Source organism: Planktotalea sp., assembly GCF_039984035.1.
GTDB lineage: Bacteria > Pseudomonadota > Alphaproteobacteria > Rhodobacterales > Rhodobacteraceae > Planktotalea.
In genome coordinates this window covers 1-15,076 of the sequence record NZ_JBDWVM010000418.1, presented here as the reverse complement: position 1 = coordinate 15,076, position 15,076 = coordinate 1, and the positions used below count along the sequence as shown (strand labels likewise).

General features: G+C 53.7%; 15 protein-coding genes and 1 riboswitch. Of the genes, 1 reads left to right on the top strand and 14 read right to left on the bottom strand.

The window, feature by feature from the left end; all coding sequences use genetic code 11:
* The 11 genes from ABJQ89_RS18375 to ABJQ89_RS18325 form a co-directional block, all read right to left on the bottom strand.
* Window positions 1-235: thiamine phosphate synthase (locus ABJQ89_RS18375; protein ID WP_348497606.1), on the bottom strand; the 235-nt coding region annotated here is incomplete at its 3' end.
* Complete coding sequence (locus tag ABJQ89_RS18370) at window positions 232-1,005, bottom strand: thiazole synthase (protein WP_348497607.1); 774 nt, start codon at window positions 1,003-1,005, stop codon at window positions 232-234. The genes ABJQ89_RS18375 and ABJQ89_RS18370, both read right to left, overlap by 4 nt.
* 3 nt (window positions 1,006-1,008) lie before the next feature.
* The gene (gene thiS, locus ABJQ89_RS18365; RefSeq protein ID WP_348497605.1) at window positions 1,009-1,206 is read right to left on the bottom strand and encodes a sulfur carrier protein ThiS; all 198 of its coding nucleotides are present in this window, start codon (window positions 1,204-1,206) and stop codon (window positions 1,009-1,011) included.
* Window positions 1,190-2,185: an FAD-dependent oxidoreductase gene (locus ABJQ89_RS18360; protein WP_348497604.1), complete on the bottom strand. Its 996-nt coding sequence runs from the start codon at window positions 2,183-2,185 to the stop codon at window positions 1,190-1,192. The genes thiS and ABJQ89_RS18360 overlap by 17 nt, the downstream gene beginning before the upstream one ends.
* Window positions 2,182-2,991 carry a bifunctional hydroxymethylpyrimidine kinase/phosphomethylpyrimidine kinase gene (gene thiD / locus ABJQ89_RS18355; RefSeq protein ID WP_348497603.1) on the bottom strand — a complete coding sequence of 270 codons (810 nt, stop codon included), beginning with the start codon at window positions 2,989-2,991 and terminating at the stop codon, window positions 2,182-2,184. The genes ABJQ89_RS18360 and thiD overlap by 4 nt, the downstream gene beginning before the upstream one ends.
* 62 nt (window positions 2,992-3,053) lie before the next feature.
* Window positions 3,054-3,156, bottom strand: a riboswitch (TPP riboswitch).
* A 145-nt stretch (window positions 3,157-3,301) separates the two neighbouring features.
* Window positions 3,302-4,186, bottom strand: coding sequence for a NaeI family type II restriction endonuclease (locus tag ABJQ89_RS18350; protein WP_348497602.1), 885 nt, complete (start codon window positions 4,184-4,186; stop codon window positions 3,302-3,304).
* An 87-nt stretch (window positions 4,187-4,273) separates the two neighbouring features.
* Window positions 4,274-5,230 carry a DNA cytosine methyltransferase gene (locus tag ABJQ89_RS18345; RefSeq protein ID WP_348497601.1) on the bottom strand — a complete coding sequence of 319 codons (957 nt, stop codon included), beginning with the start codon at window positions 5,228-5,230 and terminating at the stop codon, window positions 4,274-4,276.
* A gap of 139 nt (window positions 5,231-5,369) precedes the next feature.
* Window positions 5,370-6,395, bottom strand: a complete 1,026-nt coding sequence (locus ABJQ89_RS18340) for a glycosyltransferase (protein ID WP_348497600.1) — start codon at window positions 6,393-6,395, stop codon at window positions 5,370-5,372.
* A complete protein-coding gene (locus ABJQ89_RS18335; protein ID WP_348497599.1) occupies window positions 6,392-7,372 on the bottom strand; it encodes a glycosyltransferase family 2 protein in 981 nt (326 codons plus the stop codon). Before ABJQ89_RS18335 ends, ABJQ89_RS18340 begins: the two co-directional genes overlap by 4 nt.
* A 19-nt stretch (window positions 7,373-7,391) precedes the next feature.
* Window positions 7,392-8,315, bottom strand: coding sequence for a glycosyltransferase family A protein (locus tag ABJQ89_RS18330; RefSeq protein ID WP_348497598.1), 924 nt, complete (start codon window positions 8,313-8,315; stop codon window positions 7,392-7,394).
* Entirely contained in the window at window positions 8,312-9,544 is a 1,233-nt protein-coding gene (locus ABJQ89_RS18325; protein ID WP_348497597.1) for an oligosaccharide flippase family protein, read from the bottom strand. Before ABJQ89_RS18325 ends, ABJQ89_RS18330 begins: the two co-directional genes overlap by 4 nt.
* 207 nt (window positions 9,545-9,751) lie before the next feature.
* Here ABJQ89_RS18325 and ABJQ89_RS18320 point away from each other — a divergent pair, with 207 nt between their 5' ends.
* A complete protein-coding gene (locus ABJQ89_RS18320; protein WP_348497596.1) occupies window positions 9,752-10,978 on the top strand; it encodes a polysaccharide biosynthesis/export family protein in 1,227 nt (408 codons plus the stop codon).
* Here ABJQ89_RS18320 and ABJQ89_RS18315 read toward each other — a convergent pair whose 3' ends face one another.
* From ABJQ89_RS18315 to ABJQ89_RS18305, 3 genes are all read right to left on the bottom strand, one after another.
* The gene (locus tag ABJQ89_RS18315; RefSeq protein ID WP_348497595.1) at window positions 10,979-13,459 is read right to left on the bottom strand and encodes an ATP-binding protein; all 2,481 of its coding nucleotides are present in this window, start codon (window positions 13,457-13,459) and stop codon (window positions 10,979-10,981) included.
* A 36-nt stretch (window positions 13,460-13,495) separates the two neighbouring features.
* Window positions 13,496-14,011 carry a molybdopterin-dependent oxidoreductase gene (locus ABJQ89_RS18310; protein WP_348497594.1) on the bottom strand — a complete coding sequence of 172 codons (516 nt, stop codon included), beginning with the start codon at window positions 14,009-14,011 and terminating at the stop codon, window positions 13,496-13,498.
* 102 nt (window positions 14,012-14,113) lie between these two features.
* Window positions 14,114-15,001 carry a UTP--glucose-1-phosphate uridylyltransferase gene (locus ABJQ89_RS18305; protein ID WP_348497593.1) on the bottom strand — a complete coding sequence of 296 codons (888 nt, stop codon included), beginning with the start codon at window positions 14,999-15,001 and terminating at the stop codon, window positions 14,114-14,116.
* Between the last annotated feature and the right edge of the window lie 75 nt (window positions 15,002-15,076).

The window sequence follows — 15,076 nt, the reverse complement described above, 5'->3', positions numbered from 1 at the left end:
GTTGTCCAAGGTGCACATATTGACACCCCGTCTCAATCGCGGCTTGCCAATAATCGTTGATAATCAATGTGCAATCATATTGCGCGCACACCTGTTTCGCCCGTTCAATGTGCGCAACAACCACATCAGGCGTGGCGTCTTTGATCCGAATCTGAACAAGCTTGATGCCAAGCGGCACAAGCCGTTCGATCCAGTCTGCACTGTCAAAAATCGGGTAAAAGCGATCTAGTTTCATTCCAGAAACGCCTTTCCAATGACGGGAGTGGACGGCGCTGCCATATCGCGCGGCTCCATCGGATCGGCCATTCTGGCAAGCTGCCCAGCTCGAATGGCAATGCCAAAGGCTTCTGCCATTGCCGCAGGATCGCCAGCCTTCGCAACAGCGGTGTTAAGCAAGATCGCATCAAAGCCCATTTCCATTGCGCGTGCTGCTTGCGACGGCAAGCCCAGCCCCGCGTCAATCACCAAAGGCACATCGGGAAAATGCGCCCGCATTGCGCGCAGCCCGAATACGTTGTTCAAACCACGGCCCGAACCGATGGGTGCGCCCCATGGCATCAAAACCTCGCAGCCGACATGCAATAATCTGTCAGCCACCACCAAATCTTCGGTTGTATAGGGAAACACTTGAAACCCGTCTTCCGACAATATGCGCGCCGCTTCGAGCAGACCGAAAACATCTGGCTGCAGCGTGTCTTCTTCGCCGATTACTTCGAGTTTAATCCATTTGGTGCCGAACACTTCGCGCGCCATATGCGCGGTCGTAACCGCCTCTTTCACACTGTGACAGCCGGCCGTGTTTGGCAGAACATGAACATCAAGGTCGCGGATCAATTGCCAAAAATCCTGCCCCGCCCTGTCCTGCCCACTTTCGCGGCGCAGTGAAACCGTGGCCACGCTTGCGCCACTGCGTTGAAAGGCATCTGCCAAAATTGCAGGTGACGGGTATTGCGCCGTGCCCAACATAAACCCGTTGGCTAACGTCGTTCCGTAAAACGCGCGCATCATCTATCCCCCTTGCATCGGGGCAAGAACTTCAACCGCGTCGCCCAAGTGGAGCTCATGCTGCCCGCGCTCCGCTGCTGGAACAAAGGTTCCATTAACCGCCGTTGCAACTTTGGCATCGCCAAAACCTTCGCTCTCTAAAAGATCGGCCAATGTTCTGACCTCTGCGTCGATTGACGCACCATTAAGCAGCAGTCTCATCCATCACCTCGGGTGTTATGTTCAGTAAAATCAAATCCGCCACCATCCGCGCCAAGGCGGGTGCCAAGAGAAATCCATGTCGGTACAATCCATTTGCTCGGATCAGGTTTCCATCACGGCGAATGCGCGGCAGGTTGTCGGGAAAGGCGGGACGGCTATCAACCCCAATCTCCAGAACCTCAGCTTCGCCAAACGCCGGATTCAGCGCATAGGCCGCGCTCAGTAATTCAAGCATCGCGCGCGCACTGACATGTTTACTCGCACGGCCCTCAACCATCGTGGCACCAAGCATAAAAATTCCGTCGCCGCGCGGCACCACGTAAAGCGGAACGCGTGGGTGAAGCATTCTGATAGCCCTGTTGAGAGACACGTCAGGACAGGACAAAATCAGCATTTCCCCTTTGACACCGCGTAGGTCCTTCAAGTCGGTTTTTGCTTCAAACCCGCGGCAATCAATGGTGATCCCTTTTTGCGCATATGCGTCCGGTTCTGCGTCTTCCTGAACAAAGCGCGCGCCATCCGCCAAAAGGCTCGCCCGCAGCGTCTCAAGCGCCTTACGCGGGGCGAGATGCGCTTCGCTTTCAAAGAACAGCCCCCTTGAGAAACGTTGCGCAATATCTGGTTCAAGCGCGGCTATTTCTTCGCTGTTCACTTCACGAAAACCGCTCGTGCGGCGTGCAAATCGAGCTAGGTCTGATTTGTCACGCGTTGGCGACACGACAAGTGAGCCACAGCGCTGGACCTGACCGGTTTTCGCAGCCCACCAATCGGCGGCTTCGCCCCCCAAACGAACAACCGCTTCTTCAGCGCTTTCGCCTTCACAAAACGGGGCAAGCATTCCCCCAGCCCACCAAGAACAGGCATGCGGGCCAAGGTGATCGTGCCGATCAATCAACAGCACGCTTGCGCCTCGATCGATCAGCGTGCGCGCGATGCACAGCCCCGCGACCCCAGCGCCAATGATCGTGATGTCCATCATGACCAGATATCATGGAAATGATGAACAGGTCCGTGACCAGCGCCGACGTTTAAGGCATCCGCAGCTTTGATTGCGCCCTGAAGATAGGCATGTGCAGCCTCCACAGCCTCGCCGAGCTGATGGCCATGAGCCAGAAACGCAGCAATCGCGGCAGAGTATGTACAGCCTGTGCCGTGAGTGTTTTGCGTTTCAATACGGGGCGCAGCGCATGTTGTAACCCTGCCGTCCGCGTCAACGAGGATATCCGTGCAGACACCGCCGATGGCATGACCGCCCTTCATAAGAACCACCTTCGGGCCGAGCGCGAGCAACTGCTTGCCTTGATCTTGCATCTCTTCTGGCGTTTTCGCCTCTTCACACTTCAGCAGGTGTGCAGCCTCTGGCAAATTGGGCGTGAGAATATCCGCAAGCGGCAAAATATGAGCGATAAGCGCATCCACTGCCGCATCCTGCAAAAGCGCATCACCAGACTTTGCGATCATGACCGGATCCACAACGACCTGCCCATTAAACCCCGAAAGTCGACGAGCAGTCTCTTCGATGATTGGGACGGAAAATAACATGCCAAGCTTGATGGCAGCGACGTCGATATCTGACAAAACAGCATCGATTTGCGCGACCACGAGGTCAACAGGAACCTCATGCACACCTGTAACCGAGCATGTGTTCTGAGCCGTGATCGCAGTGATTACACTGGCGCCAAACACTCCATTGGCGCACATCGCCTTCAGATCAGCCTGAATACCAGCGCCACCGCCGCTATCGGAACCTGCGATGGTCAAAACGTTTGGGATTTTCTTCGTCACGTAGCCACGTCTCCAATAAAGGGTCGTGACAACGCGAGAATGAGTCTCGTGCAAACGCTCGCTTGCACAATCTACCCGTTCCCTACGCCGGCATAACCCGGATCAGGTTCGACGGGTCAGCGCTTGCGCACCTCTCAGCCCCTAAGGGCCCCCCGACGGATGATTAGATGACCGTGTCGCAAAGGATTCTCTGCTCAACAGCCTATTTGCCTGTATCGGTAAGAGAAGACGCCAGAGGTTGCAATATGCGAAAGGAAAAAAGTTTCCCTTGCGGCAAGCGCGAAAATTTACCTTAAAAAAAACAAGCCAATTACACGTTGGATTCAATCGCACCGAGTTCGATCAGCGCCCTTCGTTCGTCGTCTGTGCGCGGTGTGATTGCCAAGAACGCGTCGTTTGCGATCTCAGCGCGGCCAAGCGCGTTGAGAACTTTGCGACCGAACGACCCTGAAAGCAACGCGATGCCCTTAGGCTCTAAAACGCCTCGAGCACCTTGGTTTTTTCTCAATCGTTTCAATGGGTCCAACTGATCGTGGAGCAAGGCTTGGACAACCTCGCGCGGCACAACGGTATCAATGTTATTCCGAAAGAATGTCGCTGCCCTAAGGGTTCCGGGTTGCAGTTTTCGCAATTCATTGAACTGTGCCATGTCAAAGTCGCGCCAGACAGATGGCGGGTAATCTGCGCCCTCGACGAGCCAGAGAATGTTGCGAACAGCGCCGGACTTCACCCCACGTTTGCCGTCACGATTGGGCGCATTCAGATACTCCTGACGCGCTAACATGACCCCCATCCAACATGTGCTTTCATCTTCTTTTGACGTAATCACAAGGCAAGGATCTTCATGAGCATATGTTTCGGGTGGGATCATCCAGCTGTTATCAAGAGTGTTTTTGATATCAACGTCTTGTCCGTCGATCACCAAGTCTCGAACCCCCTTGGGCGCGCCCAGAAAATCACGAACATAATGTTCGATTTTAAGACCAACAAAGGTCTTTTCCACATTGTCCAATTCATGCAATTCAGTGCGCCCTGTGCGGATCGGGTCCAGCACGAAATCAATGGCATCTCGGATCGCTTGGGGGAAGGCACGCCTTACGGTCTCGCCCCCCGATGCGAGCTTGAAAATACCATCTCGAATTTCGCTCAAAGCCTCGAAATCTGGATGACCGGGAATCACATCTGAAGGCAACATTCGCATTCTAGAATGGTGCCTCATATCAAAAGGAAGGTGGAGTCGTCGTTTGTCGAAATCGAACAGCGTTAGACTAAGGTTCTGATCCTAAGCGACGGCGTGAAGCTTTCGAACCGACAAGGCCGCGTGCAATTGACGACCTACGGCCTCTGCAACAGGCGGTGGAAAAGCATTTCCGACTTGGCGATAGGCGTTGGTTTTCGCGCCAGTAAAATGCCAGTCATCTGGAAACCCTTGAATCTTCGCAACCATCGCAACCGTAAGACGCGGCATACCTTCATGATCCGGCATCGGCGCTTCGGGCGCAATGGTGCGCCCTTCTACACCAAGGGATGCCCACGCCTTGCGCGCCCGCGTTGGGCCCAAATCTGGGCCACCGTGTTTCTTACTGCCACCGACAATCGTCGGCGCAATCTCGTTGGCTTGTTTGGCCCATGCTTCGGCCCCAGGCCAGCCATTCGCCTGCATCATCGGCAACAGCGTTTCGCCCACTGTTTTAGGCTTTATCAAACCTCGGGTCGGCCATTCAAAGTGCTCCAGCCGCGTTTCTTCAATTGCCATGATCACCACGCGTGGGCGCAGCTGGGGCACGCCAAAATCAGAGGCGTTTAGCAAAACAGCTTCGGAAAAATAGCCCAGTTTTTTGAGCTGCGCTTTGAGGTGCGTGCGATAGTCTTCGAACACCGCATCCAAGAAGCCTCGAACGTTTTCGATCATGACCGCCTTTGGGCGCATCACATCGATAATATCTATAGCGTCGTCAAAGAGATTGCGTTCATCCGCAGGTCCAAGTTGTTTGCCCGCTTTGGAAAACGGCGGACAAGGTAGGCCACCCGCCAACAGATCGACGCCTTGGAAGGATTTAGCGTCCTCCTTGAAAACGCGCATATCTTCTTCGCGCACGGTCCATTTCGGTCGGTTATGGCGTAGCGTGTTGCAGCAGTGTTTATCGATTTCCACCAAAGCCACATGGTCGAACTGGGCGCGTTCAAGGCCAAGTGCTTGGCCGCCTGCACCAGCGCAAAGTTCGAGTGATGTCAGCATATAGTGCGGCCTCCTACCTGCAATACAACAGTTTGCTTTGCGCTAAGCAATAGACTTAACCCAAGCAGGAAACGTTCACAAGATGTTCCTCTTTCGACTAGCGCGAAAGAACCACGCGCACAGCGTCGTTATTTATGTCTTAAGCGACTGCATTTTCCGGCACGAGGCGCCGCTCAGTTGTCTCAGCGATTAAGTTTAACCAATCAGATTCAGCCTTTGCTTCGACAATCGAAAATGGACGATCAACACCGGTGATTTCAGTTGTTTCAGAACGCTGAACCAGCTTCTCAATCGCGGATTTGGTCCCAGCAACAGTGGCTTTTTCAATGTATTGCGCACCATGTATGGAATGATCTCGCATACCATCGACATCTGCGCACAAAACCGCGCGCCGTGCGGCAAGCGCTTCGATAGCAACGAGGCCATAGGCTTCCCACCGCGAGGGCATAACGACCGCATCGACACGCGCATAGGCGGCGCTGGCATCAGCGGTGTAGCCCGCAAAGGAAATTCTTGGATCATCGCCCGCCAGTGCCTGCAGTTTTTCAAGTTCAGGCCCCTGCCCTGTAACGATCAAACGCAACGCAGGGTTTTCAATCTCTGTGAACGCCTCGATAAGAACATCAAAACCCTTTTGCGGATCAAGTCGTCCGATAGCACCGAATGTGCGAACAGGGCCTTCAACCGCTTTCAATGCACGAAAAGACGACAGATCTACACAAGACTGGATCGTCACGAGACGACGCTCAGAACACAACTTGTTTTCCAAAATCCAACGCGCTTGTGCACGCGACACGGCCACAACGCGATCGAACAGTGCAAACGCGACCTTCAGCAAACACCCAAAGCGGGTTTTGCGGCGCACGTTATGTGCAACAAATGCCTCGGTATAGCTGTGCTCAACGTGGATGATTGGCGTTTTGGGGAATGATGCACGAAGCGCGACCAAACCCGGCAACGTGCTCCAGCTGATCGCCGTGTGAGAGACAAGAACATCCGCGCCTTTTGGAACTCCAGAGAATTTTCCGCGTAACACGGACACAACGCGATGCTCAGCGTCGCGCGCCAAGCGACGTGAGTTCGTCAAGAAGTCAATGACCTGCATGACGCCGCCCGCCGTCGTATCGTCAACAAGGTGAAGCACAACAGTGCGCGTCTTGCTCATGATTTCGGTCCTTTTTTCGGCATCATCGCGCCCAACGCCGCTGGTCCCGCATACCGTAGGACCATCGTCGCGCCGAGCGTAGTGAGCGTTTTACTTGGCTCTTCAAAGAGAGGGCGCAATGAACCGCTCAGCGAGGCTTTGGACAGTTCAACAGCGCGCTCACCCTGACCATCGCTGATAGCGCGACGTGCGAGGTAACGGAGCTGATAAGCGCGTGCCGCTTTAAGATGACGCGCAAAAAATGCAGGTTGAATAGCGGCAAGTTTAGCGACGACGCGTTCCCAAGACTCCAATTGGCGATCCGTTGACGCAGAAAGGCCACTGGAATTGACACGGTAGCGGGTCAATAGACCAGAGACGCCCTCAAATTCCCAGCCAGTGGTCAGGGCAATACGCAGCCAGCATTCGATATCTTCAGACTGACGAAAGGTCTCATCGAAAAACCAGCAACGTTCACGTTCGCTACGCGGACGATATGCAATTTCGTCAAAGACCTCACGTCGGATCACTGCGGCTGACCCATTGCCAATCGGATTGCGCTTGAGGATATGAGCCGCCGTGATCCCATGCAAACGCGGGCGCTGCGCGATGCACAGATCAGTACCCTCGTCATCAACCAAAGATGAGCCAGAATAGCTAATGCCGATGTCAGGGTTACGCCCCAGGTGGTTGACGTGGACCTGAAGTTTCGCGGGTTCCCAAACATCATCCGCGTCACAAAATCCGATATACGTCCCCACCGCTTCGTGGATGCCAGTGTTGCGTGCCCCGGCCAATCCACGGTTTCGCTGCGAAACGATACGTACACGTGGATCGTCGCTATAGTTTTCAAGAACGTCCACGGTTCGGTCTGTTGAGCCGTCATCAACGACAATGATTTCGAAATCTTGGAACGTCTGGGCCAGAAGAGCGTCCAGTGTTTCTGCAATTGTTTTCGCAACGTTGAAGGCTGGAACGATAATGGAAGCGACAGGCATAGAAGTTCTCCAGATGAGGTTAGCGGGAAAAGAGCGCGCGTGTGAGGCCAGTGGGAAGAACCACGGCAAGCAACGCCGCGCTGAGCGTCAGAGCCCCGCGTTTGGGTGAATTGAAAAAGCCAAGTGGGCTGGTGAAGACACCGCGCAGCGCAAAACCGAGCGCGGCAAGGCGCCCATGGCCTAATCGCAGCGCGCGGCGCGCAAGATATCGGTCGTAGATTGCATTTGAGGAACGGCTTGGCACGACGCCAAAGCGCGCGGCTGTTTCGATTGCTTTGCGACGTCCGAGCGTCATCGCTTCGAGATCACTCGACAGGCCATTTGGGTTAGTGCGGTAGTAGGTTTGCAGTGCGTTTACACCAAGCACACGCGCACCGCCGCCGACCAAGCGAATGAGCCAATCTAGGTCTTCATTGTGAACCATTTCGGTATCGAAACCGCCGGTTGCCCGAAACAGGTCGGTGCGAACGGCAATGTTTGACATTGTGCAGACAGGGTTCTCTGCCAACAACATCTCAATTGTAAGGTCACCCTGCGGGACCGTAGAAACGGTTTGCGCGTCGGCAATCGAGTCCTGAAAGAATGCAATTTGCCCATACCCTGCATCAACCGAAGTATCTGCAAAACATGACTGCAATTGAGCGAGTTTCTCAGGAGCCCAAAGATCATCTGCGTCGCAAAAGGCGATTACATCTGCGCCATGGTTTTCGAAGGCTCCCATATTGCGCGCGCAACTTGGCCCTTTGCCGTCGTTGATCACTAGTGAGATGCGGCCGTCGAGTTTGTTGAAATGTTGAACAATCGCACGTGTTGTGTCGCTTGATCCGTCATCCACACAAAGGACGCTCCAATCGCCATGGCTTTGCGAGCGAATGGAATCCAAAGTGGCGGCTAGGGTTCTCTCTGCGTTGAAGCAAGGAATGATTATTGCAAAGGAAGTCATAGCGTCACCATGCGGTTAGAAGGGGTGAAGGCGGAGCGCAGCGTGATGTAAGCGCCGCCGCACATGATGAGCGTTGTGATCGACGCGTATCCGATGACCAGTTCCATGAGACCGAGAGGACCGATCACGAGCGCGTTGACGACGATCAGCAAGGCAAGGAAGGCCGTTACAGCGAACTCGACATGTGGTCTGTCGTTTGTGCGCAACCACCCCGCAGCAGTGGCCCAGATCGTCGTCGGAATTGCGACCAAGCAGAGAACTTGAACCAGCGGATCAATGTCTTCCCAACCCGCACCGAGCAAAACCGGAACATAAAGTGGCACGAGAAGCGCTTGCAGAACGACCAGTGGAACGATCATCGCAAGGCCAACGAATAGACTTTGGCGAAGCGATTGAACCTGATCCTTGGCTTGCGCCAACAGCGGAAACAAGACGGTGGAAAACGCGCTGGTGAAGGCGTTTGAAAGGCTCAACCCAGCATTGAAGGCCATGAAGTAAAGGCCAAGGGTTTCTGCGCCCAGCGTAAAGCCGATGACGACTTTATCAGCTTGCAAGCGCAGAACCTTGACGACCTCCACCCCCAGAACAGCCCAGCCATAGGTGAGAAATGGCTTGAGTGGGGCGAAGGAAGACCCCGTTCTGGACCAAGGTTGTAGGCGTCGGACAGCAAACAACCAAATAGGTGCGGACAAAACACGTGGCAGGATAAGCGCAATTGCAGACGGCCAAATCAAAACCATCGCAACAGATAGAAGGTTCGCGCCGACAAGCTGCGCCCCGCCAATCGCGGCAGTTTGTTTCATCTTGCCTGCACGCATCGCTAGGGCGACCTGAACCAATCCTGCGGGCATGAACAGATATTCAACGCCCATCAACACGATCAACCCAGCAAGAACCGCGTTCCCGCTTGAGAAATAAAGAACTCCGGCGATCAGCGCTTGAGCTGCAAAAAGGCCAAAACACCACATCCAGAAAATCCGGCTCGCGGTGGCGCAAGTCGCTTCCAGCGCCTCGTCAGAGGCTGCAATAATGCGCTGACCGACACCATTTTCTGTGAGTGCTTTCAGAATATCCCCAGCGGCAATCGCCGCGGCTGCAACGCCAATTTCTGTCAAATCCAAACTGCGCGCCACAGCGACAACGACCAACAAACGGGACGCTTTGGAAGCCACCTCGGATGCGCCGTAAGCCATTAAGCTTGTGGTGAAAGTTTTGATTTGGGTTGGCATTGTCCAAGGGCACCTGTTTTTCAGTTGCCCTAAATGTGACGCCAAACCGCGTGCATGTCTTGCGCGCCAAAGGCCAGATCAGTGGCCCAAAGGCATCAACAGCTATCCTTTGGGATAGAAATGCAGTGCAGGTAAACTTCGCCACTAGCCTGTACTGACGTCAATGTAGTAGCAAACTGAGTAACCACGCCGTTATCGGAGATCCGCATGGCCCATCCCTTTGTCACAGTTTGTGCAATAAGCGGTTTTGCACTTGCGACTGGATGCGCGAGCTACGATCGCCCTGACAACATTGAACCGGTTGCGTCTGGCGGCGGCTATCAGGCGCAATACCGTGAGCCACATGTGACGCGCGCGAATGCTGATTTTCTCCGCTCGGCCGATATCAATGCTTCGAAATGCCTTCCCTACGGTGCTGCGTCTCGAACCAAAGGCGCAGGCAAGGGATCGACAATCGCGGCAGCAGCGTTGCGGGGCGAGCGGTTGTCTCGCAATGATTTGCTCGACGTGCGCATCGGTGATGATGAAACCTTCAACGGTGAATATGTGATTTCTCGGGATGGCAAACTCAAATTGCCTTTCCTGCCGCCTATCCGCGCGCAAGGGCGATCAACCTCTGAAATCGAAGCAGACATCATTGACGTTTTGCTGTCCGAAGATTTTTACACCAATGCACCACGCGTCTCTGTGAGAGCCTCTGACTTTGCCTCGGTGACCGTTGGCGTGTCTGGCGCTGTGTTTGAAGCCCACTCTGTTGAAATCGGCGGTGTACGCGGCGACAATCTGGATGCAAGACGTCAGGCTGCACTCGGCGCCTCAACTGAGGGGCGCAACCTGTCCGCAGCTTTGCGTGCGGCTGGCGGCGTGCGGCCCGATGCTGACATTTCCTCTGTTGAAGTTCGACGTGCAGGCCGCAGCTATCGCCTTGATATGCGGGGCGTTTTTGAAGGCTCGAATGCTGTCGACATTATGCTTTTGACGGGTGACGAGATTTTCGTACCTAGCCGCCAGTGTTTCCAAGATGATTTGATGCGGCCAAGCCCAATCAGCCCTCCCGGCGTGAGCTTGTTCCTGTCAAACCTGACCCAGCCCGCAACTGACAACGCAAGTTCCGCAATCGGGCAGACCGTGCGCGAAGTTCCCTATGGGACGCGGTATATGCAGGCTGTCATTGACTCAAACTGCGTTGGCGGTGCTCGTAGCACGAGCGCGGATCGATCATCGGTTCTGTTCTCGCGCAACCCGACCAATGGGATCTCAGTCGTGATAGAACGTGACATCGAGGATCTGCTACGTCGTGCAGATCGCGATGATTATGATCCCTATCTGCTGCCTGGTGACGCGATTGCCTGCTACGACAGCACGGTTACCAATCTCGCAGAGATTGGCCGTGTCCTCGGTATCGCTGGGGCAGTCTCGTTAGGTCTACGCTAGTTAAGCGTTTAGCGCTTGGCGCGTATCGCCACAAAGCTGCATTGTCTTAGCGCGCATTTTCGCCAATGCAGTCTCGTCGCCTGCGCGCGCTGCAGTTTCCAACTCTTTCAGTTGTCCCGCTAGCGTGACCGCACCAAACAAGGCGGCTGATCCGGCCAGTTTATGTGCACGCCCAGCAAGCGTTTCTAAATCACGATCAGCATCGATCCATTGCGCGAATGCTGACACTTCGTCGTCAAATTTTCCAAGCATGGTCGCATAGCCTTCTGGCCCCAAAACCTCTTGCGTCTCAGCGTTATGGCGCTTGTCAATCATATCATTCTCCGGGGCAGTATCAGATAAATCAAACCCGCTCAAAACCTTGCGCAATGCGTCTTTGGATAAGGGTTTGGTCAGGACATCTTGCATCCCAAGTGCAAAAAAATCTTTCCGCTCTTCGGGCAACACATTCGCCGTCAGTGCAACAATTCGGGACTTTGAGGACGCGCCATGCCCCTCTAGGATTTCGCGCGTTGCGCTGCGTCCATCGAGAACCGGCATAGAGATATCCATCAAAATAAGATCAAAACGTTCTTCATTTGCTTTAAGGACGCCTTCGCGCCCGTTAAAGGCTTCTTCAACTTCGTGGCCATCCGCTTCCAGCATTTTACGTACAACGAAACGGTTAATTTCATTGTCTTCCACGACAAGAACGCGCTGTGGCACAAGGAAGGTATGAACACTGCCTTCAACTTCTGTTTCCAATTGTTCATCGGCAGCGGCAGCGGGTAAAATCACTCGAAACGTGCTGCCCTCGCCAAGCGTGCTCTCCACAGAGACTTGCCCCTCCAAAAGGTCCACAAAGCGGCGCACGATACTCAGGCCAAGGCCAGTACCACTTACATCGCGATCATAAGAGGTATCGCCTGTCACGAACTCATCAAAAATCTGTCCCTTCAGATCATCTGAGATACCAATGCCAGTGTCCTCGATATCAAATTCGATACGACCCTCTTTCCACGAAACCGTTACCGAAACGCGCCCATCACGGGTAAATTTGACCGCGTTACCGATCAAGTTCATCAAGATGTGCTGCAATCGCTCGGAGTCGCTTTCGATCCAATGTTGCGGTTTGCCGCTCCACCCCCAATCAAGCGTTGTGCCATGGGCCGTGGCCATGCCGCTTTGACTGTCGACGATATCCTGCAACAGCGCTGACAGGTTCAAAGGTTCACAACGCGCAACGGTCTTACCGCTGTCATAGCGAGCGATGTCTAAAACGTCCGAAACATGGCTCAACAAAAGCCGACCGGACGTTTCCATATTTCGCATGAAAGTTTCTTGTTTAACCGTCAGCTGCGTGTCCTTCAAAAGGCTCATATTCCCAAGCAGCCCGTTTAAAGGCGTGCGAATTTCGTGGCTCATCGTTGCCAAAAACTCAGAACGGCTTTGCTCACCTGCAATCGCTTTGTCCCGTGCTTCGATCAATTCGATTTCATCGGCGACTTGTTGTGAAATATCGCGCAAAAATGCGATAAAAATCTCGCGTTCATCTGCATGAGCCGACTGAATAGCAAGCTCGACAGGGAAAAGTGATCCGTCCGAGCGCATCGCTTCAAGCTGGACACGCCCGTGACCAACCACGCGGCGTTCCCCGCTTTCGCGCATCCGTTTCATTCCCGCAAAATGCAACTCGCGCAGATGTTCAGGCACAATGATATTGCCCAGATCCTTACCAATCACATCTTCGGCTTTATGTCCGAAAATCTGTTCCGCAGCGTTGTTGAAATCCGTGATTTTTCCTGTGTTGTCGCTCACAACGACCGCGTCATGAGAGGTGCTCATGATCGTGTTGATCCGCGTCGCTGTCTGAGCGTGTTCACGTTCCCGTCGGCTGATCGATTTGTTGAGCGAGTTGAGGTAAATAATGCCCAAACCCAAGGCCGAGATAAGCACGGCGAGGGCCACAGCCAACTGGGTCATTGTGCGTGCAACGGCCTCTCGCTGTTTATCGGATTTTTGAGCAAACTGTTTGAGGCCAGCATTCGACAAAGCACGGACAGATGGCCGTATTTCATTCGACATCAACAACAGTTCTGGAATGCGCTGCACCATCACGTCGTCTTTGCTGTCAACGATAGGAACCGACGCATCCAGAAACGCTTCGACCTCATCCAAATACCTCGCAAAATCGGTACTAGCGCGCAGATCAGAAAAGACATCTGCACTCCGAATCGTGCGAACGCGGCTGTAGAAAATATCAAAGCGTCTGCGCACAGATGTGAGGTTCGTATCTTCTCCTAAGCGGCCTTTGAATTCGTGGAATTCGACCTCAGCTTGGGACAAAGACCACTGAACATTGTCAGATTGCGCAGAACTTTGCGCATCGATTTCGTCAATAACGTTCCACACCAAAAATGCGATGGTCATAGACGCCAAAAAGCTGATCAGTACAGCAATCGTACGACCAGCTTTTGTCAGCAGTGATGAGTCTTTGGACACAAAGTTCTCCCGCGTGTGCGCGATTTTAGAGAGCGGTTACTCAACCACTTCGAGTCTGTCGAGCTGCCAGATACTACGAGAATAGACAACTTCGGTTCTGTATTCTGCTTTTGAGTCATAGGGGTAGACTACCCAAAGTGGGCCCTTGTCGCGCAATGACATCTCTTCGCCGTTCATCATGAAAGCGATGATCGGACCGCCTTCAACAGCATCTGATACAGGGATTTCAACCGTGTAATCGTTGATCGCCGTTGCGTTCAGCGTTCCGTCTTCAACGCCAAAAAGCGCGGTCAGCGTTGCAAGCGGAACACCTTCAAAGCTCTGCATGCCTTCTGTCCAGATGGTCGTTGTTTCAATCGTCTGTAAGCCCAGCGCCGCAAAGGTATCGCGGTCAAACTGTAGAGTGTCACCGACATTAGCAACATCTGGTGTGCCGCTGACCGTCAAAATGACCTCGCCCTCAGGTGCGGCGATATCTTCTGCAAAAGTCGGGCTCATCGTGGCACAGAAAAGGCCAAGAGCTGTCACCAGCGTTTGAAATCGAGTAAACATATTTTAATCCTCATAGCGTTCTGGGACGTATATGCCACAGAAGATTAAAGAGCGCTTTCGGGATTCTGGATAGGACCCTATCCGAAAGGATAGGGTCTGTACTCAAGCGGCTTGTTTTGCTGCACTTTGGCGGGACCGAATAAATGCTGTGAATTCATCAGCCAGATCGCCACGTTGCATTGCAAAGGCTGCTGTCGCCTGAACAAAGCCCTGAATTGACCCACAATCGAAACGTTCGCCTGCAAACTGATAGCCTGAAAGCCCGGCCTTGCCCGCATCTGCGTTTATCGCGTCGGTGAGTTGCAATTCGCCGCCTGCACCCGGCCCCAAATCTGCCAAACGATCGAAGACAGAAGCTTCGAGAATATAGCGCCCAACAACCGCCTGCGTGGAAGGCGCAACATCAGGTCGTGGTTTTTCGACCATGCCATGCGCCGTCAAAACGCGGCCGTTTTGGTGCGCAACATCAAGAACACCATATGCAGAGGTCGCCTCACGCGCGACATCCATGCTTGCAACCATATGACCACCCACTTGGCTGTGGGCTTCAACCATTTGTGCCAAAACACCTTTGCTTCCCATGATCACATCGTCAGGCAACAAGACAGCGAACGCTTCGTCGCCAATCAACCGGCGTGCTTGACGCACTGCGTGACCTAAGCCCAGCGCTTTGCCTTGGCGTAAAATCGTCAATGCACCTTCTGGCATTCTCGTTGGTTCAAGCGCTTTGAGAGCTTCGGTTTTGCCTTTGCTCTTCAAAGACATTTCAAGCGCCGCAGCGGTGTCGAAATAATCCTCTAGTGCGCCTTTGCCAGCTGCGGATACGAAGATGAACTCTTCAATGCCAGCTTCGCGGGCTTCATCGATGGCATATTGGATCAATGGGCGATCCACCAAAGGAAGCATTTCTTTTGGTACTGATTTCGTCGCAGGCAGAAAGCGTGTCCCCATTCCAGCGACTGGAAAAACGGCTTTGCGAATATGTGTCATGGTCGAATTCCTTAGATCAGTTGAATGTTTGTTGAGTTTTAGTGTGCACCACGGCCGGACAGAACGGCGCGGAAC